The organism is Bacillus cereus group sp. BceL062 (genome assembly GCF_051780025.1).
Lineage (GTDB): Bacteria > Bacillota > Bacilli > Bacillales > Bacillaceae_G > Bacillus_A > Bacillus_A toyonensis.
The window spans coordinates 385,914-402,893 of record NZ_JBPWGY010000002.1 but is presented as its reverse complement, the minus strand read 5'-3'; the positions used below and the strand labels follow the sequence as shown (position 1 = coordinate 402,893).

Here is a 16,980-nt window from a genome sequence, read left to right as displayed (position 1 = left end):
AAATATCTCTACTTAAGTACAATTCTGTTTTTCTTATGTAATTCCTTCACGTTCATTCTTTATTATATCCCCTTTTTCTTCTCCCATGTTGAACTTTGTCTCAAATAGAGATAGCGCATAAGTTAGGCAAATCTCATCATATTTCCTAACTTCCTCCTCCGTCTGTAACATAACTATATTCCTCATTTTTCGGTACGTATAAGTTCCTACTTTACGCAACACGCCTACAAAACATAAAAAAGTCATATATTCAGTAACCGCTACTTTCCATATATGTTGTGAAAAGTACGGAAGTAAGCGCCTTTTCGTATATTTTTTTACATAACTACACACATATTGAAGGGAAATACAATTCCCTACCGCAAGCTTTTCTATACATTTCATGTATAGAAAAGCTTGCCATGTAAATGGATTTGTTTGAAAAGCAAATGAAGACGGGAGTGGCACACCAATTTCAGAAGGAAAGCTCGCTGGAGTACATTTAAATTGATATAAGAGGCGTAATAGTGACTTATGATTATAATTCCAAATAGACAGGGCATTTTGCCGAAAGTAGTCCTTTCGCTTCTTCCATTCCTGTCCTAATATTTCTTTCCGGAAAGGAACAGGGGAAAAGAGTAATTCAAAAGTAGTTGTATCGTTTGGTAAATACATAATATGTGAGAAAGAGACGTTTGTAGAAAACGGAGTGATAAAGGCACATTTCATAAATGATTTTTGTTTCGGACAGAAGAAAATGAGAAATGGCTGAGGATAAGATTGTAAGGAGAAAGCCAGAAGTGAGGAAAATTTCATCCAATATGCAGCTTGCTTTTTTAATTGATTTCCACCAATGATCCAGATGACCTGAATGCCCGCTTGCCAATACGAGTATGTTCGTTTAGAAAGTTGTTCTATGGAGAGATTGGCGCATTGATATTCAATCGCAATTTCCCTACCTGCTCTCTCTACGAAAATATCTGGTCTTTGCTGGATTTTTGGAAGGTAACGCTCTATATCCACATGGAAATTTTGACGTTTCAACCATCTATATAGCAATTCTTTACCGTGCATATGATATATAGATTCCGCTTCATAAAAAGCAAGGCATGACTCCACTTTCTTATGAGCAAAATGCCAACTTTTTTGTTTCCCTAATTTCATTTGCACTTCCTTTCCACAAGCTATACAAAAGAAACGCTCCCCTTTACGCATACGTTGTAAAAGCTCTTCATTTCGATTATAGAGTAGATGAATTTTCTCTCCGTTTTCTCTTTTAGCGATAAACATTATAATCACACCCTTTCAGCTCCTTATATTCTACAATTTATTACAAATCCCTTTTAAAAAAGAGATGTCCCAATTTCGGACATCTCTTTTTATAATAAAGGTGATAATAATCGATATGTCGATTCAACAATTCGTCTATGAAGACGTCTTTTATGAAAACGATCGACATGAATTTCACTTGATTCTTCTAAATCATCTTTAAAGTCTTGAACGAGTTTTCGAATGCTATCTGTATCATATAAAAAGGCATTCACTTCAAAGTTCAAATGAAAACTTCTCATATCCATATTTGCTGTCCCAATTGAAGCTAAATCAGAATCAACGATGACAACTTTACTATGAAGAAAACCTTTTTCGTATTCATATATCTTTACTCCTGCATCTAAAAGCTCAGGGAAATATGATCTTGATGCATAAAAGACAGTGCGCTTATCAGGCTTACTCGGCATTAATAAACGAACATCAATACCAGCAAGTGCCGCTACCTTTAATGCAGATAAAATATCATCATCCGGAATGAAATACGGTGTTGCAATCCAAATAGATTTCCGAGCAGAAGAGATCATTGCAAAATATAAATGTTTAATCGTTTCCCATTTATTATCTGGTCCACCTGCAATTAGCTGAACTCCGCCCCAATGATCACCTTCAACTGCTTTTGCCTGTAAATATTCTGGAGCCAGCACTGCCTCACCAGTCATATAAAACCAATCTTGAAGGAAAATAAGCTGTAAACTTTGAACAGCCTCACCACGCAAATATAAATGTGTGTCTCGCCAAAAACCGAAATATTTATCCTTCCCTAAATATTCATCTCCAATATTTAACCCACCTACAAACCCTTCATTTCCATCAATAACAACGATTTTCCGGTGGTTTCGATAATTAATCTTATCGTTTAAAATTGGAAAGCGCACAGGAAAGAACGGAATCATTTCGACACCTGCGTCATTTAATTCCTCAATATACGAATTCGATAACCTAAAACTTCCAACCGCATCATATAAAAACCGAACGACTACGCCTTCTTTTGATTTTTGTATTAAAATATCTTTAATTTCTGTTCCAAGCTTATCATCACGCACAATGTAATATTCCATATGAATGTGGTGTTTCGCTCGTTTTAATCCATCTAAAATGGCCTGAAACGTTTCATCCCCATTTGTTAATGTTCTCGTTTCCGTTTGAAATGAAATATTTAAAGCACCTAAGCGGTCCGCTAAACGAAATAACAGCTCTTGATGCTTATGATTACGTAACATCCGTTCTTCATAATCTTCATGCCCCTTATATTGTAAAAACGCCTGTTCATCCAGTAACGCCTTCTTTTGGAACATTCTCTTTCTCCGAAAGTTTTGTCCAAATAATAAATAAGCGAAGAATCCAAATACCGGAAAAATACCTAACACAATGAGCCATGTAAGTGTTTTAGACGGGTGACGGTTTTCTAAGAAAATAACGCAGCCAATTAAAAATGCAGATACCGTAAATAAAATACTAATAATACCTAAAATCGAAACATCTTTTATCCCAATTACATCCGAATAAAATGCTACATCAATAAACATACGTAACGAAACAAATAATGCGAACAATAGTAGAACAAAGAAAATCAACTTTAACGTATTTTTCATCTCTTACCTCCTTACTAAGAAAGCTTTCCTATTCTTCATATAAAAAGCCGATTTCATACTACAGAAATCGGCCTACGTTTTAGCAGGAAAATTATTGCGAATTGTTTCAAGCGCACGCTCTTTCACAATTTGTTTCCCATACTCACTCACACGATGAATTGTTAAAGTTGATTCTTCTCCATATTCTAAAATAATACTTAAAATACGATCAATTTCTTCTTCATCATGTAGCACTTCATCGAATTCCACATATACATAATAGCGGTCATCAAATGAATACAGCTCATCTTTTATATCTTCAAAGATAAGACGATGACTTAATGAAATAACATCTTCAAAATCATTAAACTTAATTAAAAAGCCAAACGTACCATCTTCATTAAAGTTTGTTCCTGTTTGTTCTTCTACCTCTTCCACTAATTCTTGCTGGAATAATGACTCGATACCCTCATCTAAAGGAATGTCTATAATTTTGTCTACACCTATCGGTAGCTCTAGCTTTTGTCCATCCTTTGAGAGCTCGGCTTTCGTGACAAGTACTTCAATCCCTTTATCGACTGCTTGCACTTGAATCCATAACGGTCCATCAATAAAGAAGTCATCATGATCACGAGCTTCGTCCATCATCTCCCAAAAGAGCTCTTCACTACGTTCGCGGTCATACCAAATTTCTTCACGATTAAACCCTCTGTCCTCTATATCAATGTACGTAATAAAAAACTTCATCGTATGATCGTTAATTCTTTCAATTTCCAAAATACAACTCTCCCTTCCTGTTTAGAATTGTTATGAAGGGATCCCCCACTCATATGACAAATCAATAGATTCTTGTACTCTCATTTTATGATAAGATTCTCCAGAAGGGAAATAAAATCGATTTATTTTACAAAAATAGTTATATGCCTATCTTTATTCGATTGTCTACATAAATATATCATTATGACAATTCTTTACACACGAAAAATTTGGACATACATTTCTATATTCCCCCGTACACTATAATAAAGTGAAACTTCTATTAGAGGAGATTATTTAGTTCCCACTTTCTTCATCACATACATATATTTCGCTTATTAAAACATCATAAATGGAGGCAGACGAATGGACTTAGAGTTTTTAACATCTGTACTAATGATTGTCGGTATTGATGTTGTATTAGGTGGTGACAATGCAATTGTCATTGCATTAGCTAGCCGGAATTTACCTGAAGCAAAACGAAATAAAGCCATTTTGATCGGTACTCTTTTAGCAATTGTGCTACGAATTCTTCTTACAATAATAGCTGTCTACTTACTCGACATTCCATTTTTACAGCTTATCGGCGGCGTTTTACTTACATTCATTGCAGTAAATTTATTAACTGATAATAGCAACGATCTTTCTTCTATTCAAGGGAAAACAACTTTATTCCAAGCTGTGCGTACAATTGTATTCGCGGATCTCGTTATGGGGTTTGACAATGTCATCGCTATTGCAGGTGCAGCTCACGGAAGATTATTACTCGTCATAATCGGGTTACTCATTTCTATTCCGATTATTATTTGGGGCAGCAAACTTATTTTAATCCTTATGGAACGCTTTCCACTTCTCATTTATTGCGGAGCAGCGATACTCGCCTATACAGCTGGGAAGATGATTACACACGAAGACAGACTTGCAACCTTTTTTCATAACAACCCAAGTTTCACTACAAGCATTCCTTTCTTGTTCATTTTCACTGTTCTATGCATCGGTATTATCGTTCAACAAGTTCGCATACGAAATGTGAAACAATAAAAAAAACCTTCTACTATATAATAGGTAGAAGGTTTTCATATTATTATAATTAATTTACAAGACGTTGTGCTTCACGTAATTGGAACGTTCTTACTGTACGTGGTAAGAAACGACGGATTTCATCTTCATTGTAACCTACTTGAAGACGCTTCTCGTCAATCATAATTGGACGACGTAAAATCCCTGGATAGTCACGAATCATCTTATATAAATCTTGAAGTGGTAAAGACTCTAAGTTTACATTTAATTCTTGGAAAACTTTCGAACGAGTAGAAATAATCTCATCTGTTCCGCTTTCTGTCATACGTAAAATCTCTTTAATTTCCTCAATCGTTAATGGATCTGAGAAAATATTACGTTCTGTATAAGGAATATGATTTTCCTCTAGCCATAATTTCGCCTTTCTACAAGACGTACAGCTTGGAGAACTATATAATGTTACCATACAAAGCTCACTCTCCTTAAAGAGTACAAATTCTGTACTAATTACAGTTTAAAATTCTAACTTCAGTAATTTTTCGCGATAACTTGTCTTATAACAAAGTACAAAAATCGCATTTCATGTAAGCAACAACTTATAATAAACAACAATTACTTTTAATAAGTAACTTCTATAATCATTATACAATAGATTTTGCAAGAAATATACAGTAAATTTCCTACTAGTTGAGAAAACTCTTCCGCGTATTCCACTGCTATGTAACATGATTACGCTCACTTTAGCTGTACTTTAACAATGACCTTCAAACCTTTTAATACTCACTTCCCATTGATTTTTCATATAATATATAGTTATTTATCTATAATTTCACCTAAAAAAAGAGAACGTTTTCTTACTTTTTCTTGATAAATCAATTAAGAAATGTAAGACTATATAAATGAGAATCGAAAGGAACATTTGTTCTTATTTTAACAAACATTCTCCCTCCTGTCTACACGATTTCTAAAGTAAACCAAATATTTTTCTGACATTTCTTTCTTTTTTATCTTTTATCTCATACAATAAAAATACAGACAGGCAAAGGGGGAATTTGCAAATGATTGCTTTTTTTATTGATTTTGTTACTGTTGCTGCCCTCATCATCGGAATCACAGCATTGATTGGTGTCATTTCAAATAGCATCGGTGAAAAACTCTTTGGCGGAAAAGAAAAAATGAAGTTTGTTAACAAAAGTTTGGATGTACAATCCGGATGGAACCAAGTTGGTGGGAAAGGTATTTATAAGAAACGTACGTATTAAAAAAAAAGCAGGTAATCACCTGCTTTTTTCTTATTTCTCTACTGACGCCCATTTAAAGCTTAAATCGCCACCATATTTATGGTTGTACATATTTTTAATTGAATCTCTTTGTAAGTATGCTCTACCACGTTGATATACTGGAACAATCGCAGCATCATCAAGTAACATTTTCTCTGCTTCTAGTAAGTTTTTCCAACGAGCATTTACATCGCTTCCATCTTTCTTCGCTTTCATGATAATCTCATCATATTTCGGATTAGAATATTTCATTTTATTTTGTGATCCGTCCGTTACAAACATATCAAGGTATGTAACTGGATCTGGGAAGTCTGCACTCCATCCAGAGAATGACATGACGTAATCGCCCGCATCTTCTAATTTTAGTTTTTGTGCAAATGGTTGTTGTTTAATTTTCACTGTTAAACCTGGTAAATTCTTTTCTAACTCACCTTTTAAATATTCACCAGTTTTCTTCGATAATTCAACGTCTTCATTTAATAGCTCTAATTCGATTTCATTTTTACCAAGCTCTTTTTTACCAGCTTCCCAATACTTCTTCGCTTCTTTCACGTTTGGTTTTACAATATCTCCATTTACAGCACGGAAGTCCTTTTTATCCGGTCCTTTAATGAAGTTATCAGGAATTAATCCTGTCGCTGGCTTAGAACCGTTATTTAATAGTGTGTCAACAAACGGCTTACGTTCAAAAGCAAGAGAAATTGCTTTACGAATATTTTTATTTGCTAACGCTGGATCTTTTTGATTTAAACGAAGGAAGAATACAGATGTATCTTCTACTGTTTGGAAATCTGGTTTTCCTTTATATTTATCGATGAACTCTGCTAATAACGTCGCTCGATCGACTGCGTTTGTTTCATATAAATTGATTGGCGTAGACGTATCTTTTACAATATTAAAGTTTACTTCCTCAATCTTCACTTCTTTATTTTCCCAATAAGATGGGCTCTTTGTCATTTTAAAGCTACGTTCATGTTGCCAATCACTTAGTGTAAACGGTCCATTATATAGTGTTGTATTTGCTTCTAAACCAAACTTCGTCCCCTGCTCTTTTACAAACTTTTCATTCACAGGATAGAAGATTGGATATACCATTAAATCTACAAGATATGGAATTGAATTGTCTAATTCCACTTCTAATGTATAGTCATCAATTGCTTTTACGCCTAATTGGTCTGGACTCATCTCTTTTTTATTAATTTTCTCTGCATTTTTTATATCATACATAATGTACGCTGATTTCGCAGCTGTGTCTGGGTTAATCGCTCTTTGCCATGCGTACACGAAATCTTTCGCCGTCACAGGCTCACCATTTGACCATTTTGCGTCTTCACGTAATTTAAATGTATATTTTTTACCGTCTTCTGACTTTTTGAATTCCTTCGCTACACCTGGAACTAGCTTATCATCTTTTCCTAAACTGTATAAGCCTTCCATCGTATTAGTCATTACTCTTGAAGAAACTGCATCAGCTGATAATGCTGGATCCATCGTTGGAATTTCTTGCGTTTCAATTAAGTTAATAACTTGCTTCGCACCGCTCTTCCCGCTATCCCCTTTTGCGTTCGCTTGCGATTGTTCATCTTTTTGATAACTACATGCCCCTAAAATCATGCTCATTGCTACCGTTGATAATACAAAAACCGGCATCTTTTTTTTCATATTTCCACCCTCCATAAAAATGTTAGCCCTTTCATTTTCAAACAAAAAGAAATATATATATGTTCTAATAATTCATATTATACACACAAATATATTTTTTGTATATTTATATTTCTATCTTATTAAAATTTTCTGTGAAAAAATAAATCTTTGAAAACGTTTCATATTACCAGTTTACCCGACTGAAGTGTCGGAAATAACAAATTTTAAACTTTTCTAAATTATCAGAGAAAAACAAATTTTATATTTTATAATATTTTTTGTATAATTATCCTTCTCTTTTTAGCATAAAATGAAGGTCTCTTCATATTAAAAATATGTAGGTTAAAATGAGTGCAAAGGATAAGAAAGTATGTTACGATACACTTTGCTAAAAATAGATATCGGTAAAGAGGGGACGGACATGACAGCAATTCACTCAAAAAACGGGCCGACAGAAAAATTAAGTTTATTCTTATTAACATGGCCTATTTTTCTAGAAGTTTTTCTTTTTATGTTGATGGGGATCGCTGATACTTTCATGTTAAGTGCATTATCAGACGATGCTGTATCTGGGGTTGGTGCAGCGAATCAATATCTTCATATCGCTATTTTGGTACTAGAAGTAATCGGGAATGGCGCTGCGATCGTCGTATCTCAATACCTCGGTTCCAAACGTTTTATGGAAGCATCTAAAATATCAGCATTAGCCGTCACATTAAATTTAGTGGTCGGACTCGTTATAAGTGCTGGTTTTCTTTTATTTTCAAAACACATGATGATGGCAATGAATTTACAAGGCGATGTACTAACGTATGCACAAAGCTATTTATCCATCGTCGGAGGAGCCATTTTCCTTCAAGCTATTATTAACTCGTTAGCCGCAATTATCCGCGTTCACGGCTTTACAAAGCAAGCAATGTTTGTTTCGCTTGGAATGAATATTATTCATATCGCTGGAAACTACGTACTTATTTTCGGGAAGTTCGGTTTCCCTGAACTTGGTGTACAAGGGGCCGCGATTTCTTCCGCTGTCAGTCGACTACTGGCACTGATTGTGTTCTTCTGGTTACTATACCGCGTTATGGAATACCGTGTAAAATTACAATATTACTTCACCTTATCAAAAGAATACGTGGGGAAAATTTTAAAAATTGGCATTCCATCTGCTTTTGAACAAGTCATGTATCAAGCTTGCCAAATTGTCTTCCTGTACTACGCAACTTACTTAGGAACAGAATCGTTAGCTGCTAGACAATATGCTACTAACATTTCCATGTTTACTTATTTATTCGCAATTGCAATCGGTATGGGAACAGCTATTATCGTGGGACGCCTAGTTGGCGGAAATGAAAAAGATGAAGCATACACACGTGTATGGAAAAGTGTACAATGGGCAATTGGTGTGACTTTATTTATGGTCGCTCTCGTTATTACATTCCGCACACAATTAATGGGGGTATTTACTGATAATCCTCATATTATCGCTCTAGGGGCAAGCGTTCTTTTACTAAGTGTACTACTCGAAACAGGACGTACGATGAACATCGTCATCATTAATTCCCTTCGTGCAGCCGGTGATGCAAAATATCCAGTTTTAATTGGTGCGTTCTCTATGGTGTTAATGAGTTTACCACTCGGTTACTTTTTCGCCTTCCATTTAGATATGGGGCTCGTTGGCATTTGGCTAGCGATTGCTATCGATGAATGGACGCGGGCAATTATTATGTTCTTCCGCTGGAGAAGTAGGGCATGGGAAAGTTATGCACTTGTTAAACCGAATGAGCAAGAAGAAAATGTTTCTGTTCAGGCACAGTAAAAATCTTTTCATCCAAAGGGCTTCGATGGCAAATAAAATTTATATCAGCGATTCTTTAAATAATAGAAAAAGCTGTTCCAACAAATTTGTTGGAACAGCTTTTCTTAGTTATACTTTGCAATTTCTATTTTTATTTCGCCAATATTTTTATTAGAAATTGTATCCGTTATTTTACTATCTACTTGATTTTTCAAAGTATATGTTTGGTTATCCTGTTTCTTTTTAACACTTAATCTCTCTTCGTCTACATGTAATAAATTTGACTGTAAATACGCTATATCATTTTCATCAAACATTATAGCAAATGGTTCAATTGCACCAAAGTAATGATTCATATTTTCATCTTTTTTCAAAAACAACATGTATTTTTTTCCAATCTCTGGCTTTATATAAAGAGGGTCTTCATTTACAACCTTAGCGTTCGAATCATCGATTTCAATTTGTTCTGCGTATCGATAATTAATTTTCATTCTATCCTGTAAGGGGTCTCCTTTTAAAACTTCCTTTACGTTAAAATTGTATAAATGCCCCTCTACATAATTTTCTTGATCTTCTTGACTAATGTCTTGTGGATTACGCGCCATATTCCAAATTGAATCAAAGCCATCATAATTTCCTATAGCAACTACATCGGCTTCCTTAACCATATCTTCTAATCTACTTGTGGATGGAAAATCTTTAGTTATTAAAATTGTTTTATCTTCAACTTCTCCAAAATAAATACTATATCCCCCTATACTTAAGAAAATTGCTAAAGGGACTATCCAAAAAATGAATTTCATTTTTTTATTCATTATAAATCCCTCCTTAATTTCATTTATAAATTGCATTTACACCATTCACATCATCTTTTTGAGGAACATGCATTTTGGTACGATTTCTATCACTATTCATAATAGATGTCCCTGTATTATGATCGAGTCCTAATGCATGTCCTAATTCATGAACAGCCGTACTTTTAGCAACATTTGATTTCGTGATATTTGTATTACCTGCATTAATGTCTCCAGAAAACTTCGTAACAATTTTATTATTTAGTTGAACAATCATTCTTCCATAATATGTGGACGAGGATTCATACCAAGAATTTAATGTGTGCACCGAAGACCCGTGATAAAAGAACTTGGCATTAGCTGTACTATTTTGCCAAGATGAAATCGCATCCTGCCAGCCACTCTTTATTACACTACTTCCTGATAAGCGGTCACCCCACTTAAAGCCTTGGTTTTTTGTCGATAATTTGTAACCTATCTTTACATACGCATGCGACACATTAAAACTACTACCTACTCCGAATACTATCCCAATAACGACGAACATCAAAATAATTTTTTTCAACAAATTACTTCCTCCCCATTATTATTAATGGATACCCGTTCTCTTTCATGATTCTATAAATCTTTTCGTTTACTATACGAACACACTTCTATATTTAAAAACACATCAAGATGTATACCTACATATTAGTTCCATCTCTTTCACCAATCAAAATAATAAAATAAGCTTTCCCTACTAAAAAAACACTTGTTTTCTAGTTTCAAAATAGAAATAAACTTATGAAAAATTCTTTTTTATAAGTTTAAATTAAGTAATACCTATTGAGGTACACTAATTTTAAAGCAAATCTATCCTGTCACCCTTTCTATCAATAAAAAAGAGCCATCTTTCCATAACGGAAGAATGGCTCTTTTTATTATTGATAAATCTCTTTATATTTCTTGTACTCTGCTTCAGAACATAATACGAAATGTCCTGGGCGAATTTCACGCATTGTTGGTGCTTCATTACCATAATCATGCTGCGATGGATCGTATACGATACGTTTACGATTGCGCTCATAATCTGGATCTGGAAGCGGAATCGCTGATAATAGTGATTTTGTATATGGATGAATTGGATTCGCATATAACTCATCACTTGTTGTTAGCTCAACGATTTGACCACGATACATTACGCCGATGCGATCACTAATGTATTTTACCATTGATAAATCATGGGCAATGAATAAGTATGTTAAACCTTTTTCTTTTTGTAACTGTTTCAGTAAGTTTACAACTTGCGCCTGGATCGATACGTCAAGTGCTGAGATTGGCTCATCGGCAATGATAAATTCAGGTTCTACAGCAAGCGCACGAGCGATACCGATACGCTGACGTTGTCCACCCGAGAATTCGTGCGGGAAACGGTTTGCGTGTTCTTTATTTAAACCAACTGTGTTTAACAGTTCATGAACACGGTCCATACGTTCTTTTTTACTTTTTGCTAATCCGTGAATATCAATACCTTCTGCAATAATATCCCCTACTGTCATACGAGGGTTTAATGATGCATATGGATCTTGGAAAATCATTTGCATTTTACGGTTGAACTTCTTCAGTTCTGCGCGTGATTTCTTACCATGTACGTTTTCACCATCGAACAACACTTCACCAGCAGTTGCATCATATAAACGAATAATCGTTCTTCCAGTTGTTGATTTACCACAACCAGATTCTCCTACAAGCCCGAATGTTTCTCCGCGGAAAATATCAAATGAAATATCATTAACCGCTTTGACAACACCACCACTCACGTCGAAGTGTTGTTTTACATTTTTTACTTCAATTAATTTCTCACGTTGTTTAGTCATGTTGTTCACCTGCTTTCATTTGAAGAATACGTTTTTCAACAACTGCCGGCGGTTTTACTTCTGGTGCTTGCTCGTGAAGTAACCAAGTTGCCGCATAGTGTGTATCACTTACTTTAAATAAAGGCGGTTCCATTTCAAAATCAATTTTCAGCGCCTGTGGGTTACGTGGTGCAAAAGCATCACCCTTTGGCGGTTTTAATAAGTCAGGAGGCGTTCCTGGAATCGCATATAGCTCTTCCTCTGATCCATCTAAGCTTGGCATAGATGCGATTAAGCCCCATGTGTACGGATGTTTTGGGTTGTAGAAAATTTCATCTACAGTTCCAATTTCAACAACTTTACCAGCATACATAACCGCAACTCGGTCAGCAACGTTTGCTACTACACCTAAGTCATGCGTAATGAAAATGATTGCTGCTTCTGTCTTTTGCTGAATGTCTTTCATAAGCTCTAAAATTTGCGCCTGAATCGTAACGTCTAGCGCTGTTGTCGGCTCATCGGCAATTAATAATTTCGGGTTACAAGCTAACGCCATCGCAATAACTACACGCTGTCTCATACCACCTGAGAATTGGTGAGGATATTGTTTTAAACGTGCTTCTGGATTTGGAATACCTACAAGGTCGATTAATTCTAACGCAACTTTACGTGCGTCTCCTCTACTCATCCCTTGGTGTTTAATAAGACCTTCCATAATTTGATTCCCAATTGTCATTGTTGGATTTAATGATGTCATTGGATCTTGGAAAATCATTGCGATATCTTTACCACGAACTTGCTGCATTTCTTTTTCCGTTAATTTCGTTAAATCACGACCGTCAAATACAATCTCTCCATTTTTAATACGGCCTGGAGGATTTGGGATTAACCCCATTAGCGCTTTAGAAGTAACTGATTTCCCAGAACCAGACTCTCCTACAATCGCTAATGTTTCCCCTTTTTTCAAATCAAAAGTAACTCCGCGCACTGCTTGTACTTCACCTGCATGTGTATCAAAGGAGACTTGTAAATCTTTTACCTCTAACAATGTTTTCATTTTTACTTCTCCCTCCTCGTTTACTTACGCATTTTTGGATCTAACGCATCGCGTAATCCATCTGCCATTAAGTTGAATGCTAGAATTAACATACTGATGACAACCGCAGGGATGAACATCATGTGTGGATACGTTTGAATTGACTTATATCCATCGTTTACAAGAGAACCAAGTGACGCGAATGGTGGCTGAATTCCTAAACCAATGAAACTTAAGAACGCTTCACCAAACACCGCTGATGGAATTGTGAACATTGTCATTACGATAATAGGTCCCATTACGTTTGGAATTAAATGTTTCACAATTAATTGTGTATTTGTTGCACCTAATGTACGAGATGCTAATACATATTCTTGGTTTTTCAACTTTAGGATTTGTCCACGAACAATCCGCGACATCCCTATCCAACCCGTAATCGCCATCGCGAGTGTGATTGACCAAATACCAGATCCCATAATGATTACCATTAAAATAACGATGATTAAGTATGGAATACCGTTAATAATCTCCATAATACGTTGCATAATATTATCTACTCTACCGCCGTAGAATGCTGAAATACCTCCGTATGCAACCCCAATTACTAAGTCAATTGCTGCTGCTAAAAGAGCGATATATAATGATACGCGTGTACCTTCCCATGTTCTTGTCCATAAGTCACGGCCAAGATCATCTGTACCAAACCAGAAGTACTCTTTAATATCACGTTTTTCATATTGGTCAACACCATATTGATCTGTACCGTCAAATGGTAACCAATGAACATTTTCAATAACTGGAATTTTTGGTGGTAATTTCGCACGACCTAAATCTTGCTCTTTATACGAGTGTTTACTTACCATCGGTCCAAAAATCGCTAATAGCGCAATGATTACTAATAATACAAGGCCAAGCATCGCACCTTTATGTTGGAACAAACGTCTTCTTACATCTTGCCAAAACGTTAAGCTTGGACGGGCAATGACTTCATTATCAACATTATTTTGATTGGCTTGTTGAAATAAATCTGGAGATAATTTTTGTACATCTTTCATCATTTTTTCCCTCCCGCTAAACGAATACGAGGATCAATAATTCCGTATAAAATATCGACAATGAAAATAACTAAAATGAAGATTGCACTATAGAAAATCGTAGTTCCCATAATAACTGTATAGTCATTTAAAGTAATCGATTTAACGAATTGTTCCCCAAGTCCTGGTACAGCATAAATTTGCTCGATAACAAGTGTTCCTGTAATTAATGCCGCAACCATTGGTCCTAAAATTGTTACAACTGGAATTAACGCGTTACGAAGTGCGTGTTTTACAATGATAACGCCTTGACTAATTCCTTTTGCTTTCGCTGTTAAAATATAGTCTGACTGCATAACTTCAATTAATTCTGCACGAGAGAAACGTGCGATTGTTGCGATAACTCCCATCGATAATGCAATTGTAGGCATTACAGTAAACTCTGGTCCTTTCCAGAATGCTACCGGGAACCAACCAAGTTTTACCCCTACGAAATATTGTAGTAATGCGGCGAATACGAATGATGGTACCGACATTCCGAGTACCGAAATAACTGTTGCACTATAATCCACCCACGTATTATTACGAAGTGCGGCAACAATACCTAAAATTAAACCGATAAATGTCCCTAATATAATCGCTTGTAAACCTAATTGGGCTGATGGTCCAATACGATCCACAATCATGTCTGTTACTGGGCGGTTATCATATTGGAATGATACCCCTAAATCACCTTTTGCTAAGTTACCTAAGTAACGTGCGTATTGAACTGGTACCGGATCATTTAATCCGTATTTTTCAAGAATGATTTCTTTTTGTGCCGGTGATAGCTTCTCCTGGTTTTTAAGCGGAGAACCCGGAAGTAATTTCATCAAAAAGAAAGTCAGTGTAGTAATTAAAAATAATGTCAAAGCCATGTACACGAAACGTTTTAATACATAACGTCCCATAGTCAAGCACCTCCCCGTTTTTCTCAAAAGCAATAAGATAGTTTAAAATATTCTTACTTTTATTTTTTTAAAATAAGAGCATATGCCCATCATAGGCATATACCCTTGTAAACGATGGAAAAAAAGATTATTTTTGTTCAACAGATGCCCATTTGTAAGTTAATTTACCACCATAGTTAATTGGGATAATATCTTTTACGGCACCTTTTACTACATACGCTGAACCTTTTTGGAAGATTGGAGTGATAACTGCATCCTCTTTAATTAACATCTTCTCTACTTCTAGAAGGTTGTTCCAGCGAGCTTGTAAATCTTTTGTATCTGTTTTAGCTTTTAGGATTAACTCATCATACTTCTGATTAGAATACCCTGTTTTATTTTGAGAACCATTCGTAACAAACATATCTAAATATGAGATTGGATCTGGGAAATCTGGTCCCCAAATACCAAACGCAATATCATATTGCTGAGAATCTTCTAATTTATTTTTTTGTGCGAATGGTTGCTGTTTAATTTTAATTGATAAACCTGGTAAGTTCTTTTCTATCTCACCTTTTAAGAATTCACCAACTTTTTTAGCATCTTCATTATCAAAGTTTAAGAATTCTAGTTCGATTTTATCAGTTCCAAGCTCTTTCTTCGCTGTTTCCCAAAGCTTTTTCGCTTCTTTTGGATTTGTTTCAACTAGCTTTCCATTTTCAGCTCGGAAATCTTTTTTATTCGGACCTTCAGCGAAATCTTTTCCAACAAATCCGTAAGCTCCAATTGCACCGTTATTTAAAATAACTTTCGCAATGTTATCACGGTCAAAGGACATTGAAATTGCTTTTCTTAAGTTTTTATTACTTAAGTACTGATTACTTTGATTAAATCTTAAGTAAGCAACCCCTGCTTCTTTTCTTGTTTGGAACTCTGGGCTTTGTCTAAACTTATCAACAAATTCAGACGTTAAAGCCGCACGATCAATCGCGTTTGTCTCATATAAATTTACATCAGTTGCTGTATTTTTTACAATATTAAAGTTGATTTCTTCGATTTTAACCGTTTTATTATCCCAATATGAAGGATTCTTCTTGAATTGGAAACTTTGTTCATGTTTCCAATCACTCATAACGAATGGACCGTTATATAATGTTGTATTTGCCTCTAAACCAAACTTATCACCTTGTGCTTTTACAAAGTTTTCATTTAGCGGGTAAAATACTGGATAAACTGTTAAATCGATAAAGTAAGGAACGGGATTGTCTAATTCCACTTCTAATGTATAATCATCAATCGCTTTTACACCTAATTGGTCAGCAGGTAATTCTTTTTTATGAATTTTCTCTGCATTTTTAATATCGAACATAATGTACGAATACGTTGCTTTTGTATCTGGATTTACGGCTCTTTTCCATGAATACACAAAGTCTTTAGCTGTTACAGGTTCCCCATTTGACCATTTCGCATCTTTTCTTAATTTAAATATGTATTTCTTCCCATCATCTAGCTTTTCGACATCTTCTGCAACACCAGGCATTCTCTTTTGATCTTTGCCAATACGATATAAACCTTCCATCGTATTATTTAATGCTGTAGAAGATGAAGAGTCAGATGCTAATGATGCATCCATTGACGGAATTTCAGATAACTCTGTTAAATTAAGAATCTGTTTTCCGTTACTACTACTCGTAGCGTTCTCTTTCCCTTTTGCTTTTGCGTCATCTTTTTGGTAGCTACACGCGCCAAGCAACATACTTGCAGTTAAAGTTGATGCAAGTAATAACGGTATCTTTTTCTTCATGTTGTGTTGCCTCCCCTAATTGCACTTCCTGTACCCTCACTTGTTAAAAAGTAGAATTGAAAGAATAATCTCCAAGTTTCTACAATTTTCATTATACATATAATACGACGATTGTGAATATAGTTTTTTGTTTTTTTGTTAAAATTTTTAATAAAATGTTTATATTTTTAA

At 35.1% G+C, this 16,980-nt stretch carries 15 protein-coding genes; 3 read left to right on the top strand and 12 right to left on the bottom strand.

Annotation, left to right across the window (positions count from 1 at the left end; all coding sequences use genetic code 11):
• Nucleotides 1-33: 33 nt before the first annotated feature.
• From ACS2MN_RS07270 to mecA, 3 genes are all read right to left on the bottom strand, one after another.
• Nucleotides 34-1,278: a competence protein CoiA gene (locus tag ACS2MN_RS07270; RefSeq protein ID WP_438894675.1), complete on the bottom strand. Its 1,245-nt coding sequence runs from the start codon at nucleotides 1,276-1,278 to the stop codon at nucleotides 34-36.
• Nucleotides 1,279-1,358: 80 nt separating this feature from the next.
• Entirely contained in the window at nucleotides 1,359-2,903 is a 1,545-nt protein-coding gene (locus ACS2MN_RS07265; protein WP_000799211.1) for a cardiolipin synthase, read from the bottom strand.
• Between the two features lie 72 nt (nucleotides 2,904-2,975).
• On the bottom strand, nucleotides 2,976-3,659 hold the full coding sequence (gene mecA, locus ACS2MN_RS07260) for an adaptor protein MecA (protein ID WP_000402125.1): 684 nt from the start codon (nucleotides 3,657-3,659) through the stop codon (nucleotides 2,976-2,978).
• A gap of 345 nt (nucleotides 3,660-4,004) precedes the next feature.
• On the opposite strand from mecA, the gene ACS2MN_RS07255 reads away from it, so the two are divergent.
• Nucleotides 4,005-4,679: a TerC family protein gene (locus tag ACS2MN_RS07255; protein ID WP_000362596.1), complete on the top strand. Its 675-nt coding sequence runs from the start codon at nucleotides 4,005-4,007 to the stop codon at nucleotides 4,677-4,679.
• A gap of 49 nt (nucleotides 4,680-4,728) precedes the next feature.
• On the opposite strand, the gene spx is transcribed toward ACS2MN_RS07255, so the two are convergent.
• Nucleotides 4,729-5,124, bottom strand: coding sequence for a transcriptional regulator Spx (spx, locus tag ACS2MN_RS07250; RefSeq protein WP_000258267.1), 396 nt, complete (start codon nucleotides 5,122-5,124; stop codon nucleotides 4,729-4,731).
• A gap of 592 nt (nucleotides 5,125-5,716) precedes the next feature.
• On the opposite strand from spx, the gene ACS2MN_RS07245 reads away from it, so the two are divergent.
• Nucleotides 5,717-5,920: a hypothetical protein gene (locus tag ACS2MN_RS07245; protein WP_000559975.1), complete on the top strand. Its 204-nt coding sequence runs from the start codon at nucleotides 5,717-5,719 to the stop codon at nucleotides 5,918-5,920.
• Nucleotides 5,921-5,950: 30 nt separating this feature from the next.
• Here ACS2MN_RS07245 and ACS2MN_RS07240 read toward each other — a convergent pair whose 3' ends face one another.
• A complete protein-coding gene (locus ACS2MN_RS07240; RefSeq protein ID WP_000728607.1) occupies nucleotides 5,951-7,600 on the bottom strand; it encodes a peptide ABC transporter substrate-binding protein in 1,650 nt (549 codons plus the stop codon).
• Nucleotides 7,601-7,952: 352 nt separating this feature from the next.
• On the opposite strand from ACS2MN_RS07240, the gene ACS2MN_RS07235 reads away from it, so the two are divergent.
• Nucleotides 7,953-9,398, top strand: coding sequence for an MATE family efflux transporter (locus ACS2MN_RS07235; RefSeq protein ID WP_002156289.1), 1,446 nt, complete (start codon nucleotides 7,953-7,955; stop codon nucleotides 9,396-9,398).
• Nucleotides 9,399-9,502: 104 nt separating this feature from the next.
• Here the strand turns inward: ACS2MN_RS07235 and ACS2MN_RS07230 are convergent, their stop codons facing one another.
• From ACS2MN_RS07230 to ACS2MN_RS07200, 7 genes are all read right to left on the bottom strand, one after another.
• Complete coding sequence (locus ACS2MN_RS07230; protein WP_088055472.1) at nucleotides 9,503-10,192, bottom strand: cardiolipin synthase; 690 nt, start codon at nucleotides 10,190-10,192, stop codon at nucleotides 9,503-9,505.
• 19 nt (nucleotides 10,193-10,211) lie between these two features.
• Nucleotides 10,212-10,718, bottom strand: a complete 507-nt coding sequence (locus tag ACS2MN_RS07225; RefSeq protein ID WP_015000231.1) for a matrixin family metalloprotease — start codon at nucleotides 10,716-10,718, stop codon at nucleotides 10,212-10,214.
• A 373-nt stretch (nucleotides 10,719-11,091) separates the two neighbouring features.
• The gene (locus tag ACS2MN_RS07220) at nucleotides 11,092-12,027 is read right to left on the bottom strand and encodes an ABC transporter ATP-binding protein (RefSeq protein WP_000166337.1); all 936 of its coding nucleotides are present in this window, start codon (nucleotides 12,025-12,027) and stop codon (nucleotides 11,092-11,094) included.
• Nucleotides 12,020-13,063: an ABC transporter ATP-binding protein gene (locus tag ACS2MN_RS07215; protein ID WP_000854341.1), complete on the bottom strand. Its 1,044-nt coding sequence runs from the start codon at nucleotides 13,061-13,063 to the stop codon at nucleotides 12,020-12,022. The genes ACS2MN_RS07220 and ACS2MN_RS07215 overlap by 8 nt, the downstream gene beginning before the upstream one ends.
• 20 nt (nucleotides 13,064-13,083) lie before the next feature.
• Nucleotides 13,084-14,100: an oligopeptide ABC transporter permease gene (opp3C, locus tag ACS2MN_RS07210; RefSeq protein ID WP_000974107.1), complete on the bottom strand. Its 1,017-nt coding sequence runs from the start codon at nucleotides 14,098-14,100 to the stop codon at nucleotides 13,084-13,086.
• A complete protein-coding gene (gene opp3b, locus ACS2MN_RS07205) occupies nucleotides 14,097-15,026 on the bottom strand; it encodes an oligopeptide ABC transporter permease (RefSeq protein WP_000534168.1) in 930 nt (309 codons plus the stop codon). The genes opp3C and opp3b overlap by 4 nt, the downstream gene beginning before the upstream one ends.
• Before the next feature lie 127 nt (nucleotides 15,027-15,153).
• Nucleotides 15,154-16,809: a peptide ABC transporter substrate-binding protein gene (locus tag ACS2MN_RS07200; protein ID WP_000727209.1), complete on the bottom strand. Its 1,656-nt coding sequence runs from the start codon at nucleotides 16,807-16,809 to the stop codon at nucleotides 15,154-15,156.
• Nucleotides 16,810-16,980 lie beyond the last annotated feature (171 nt).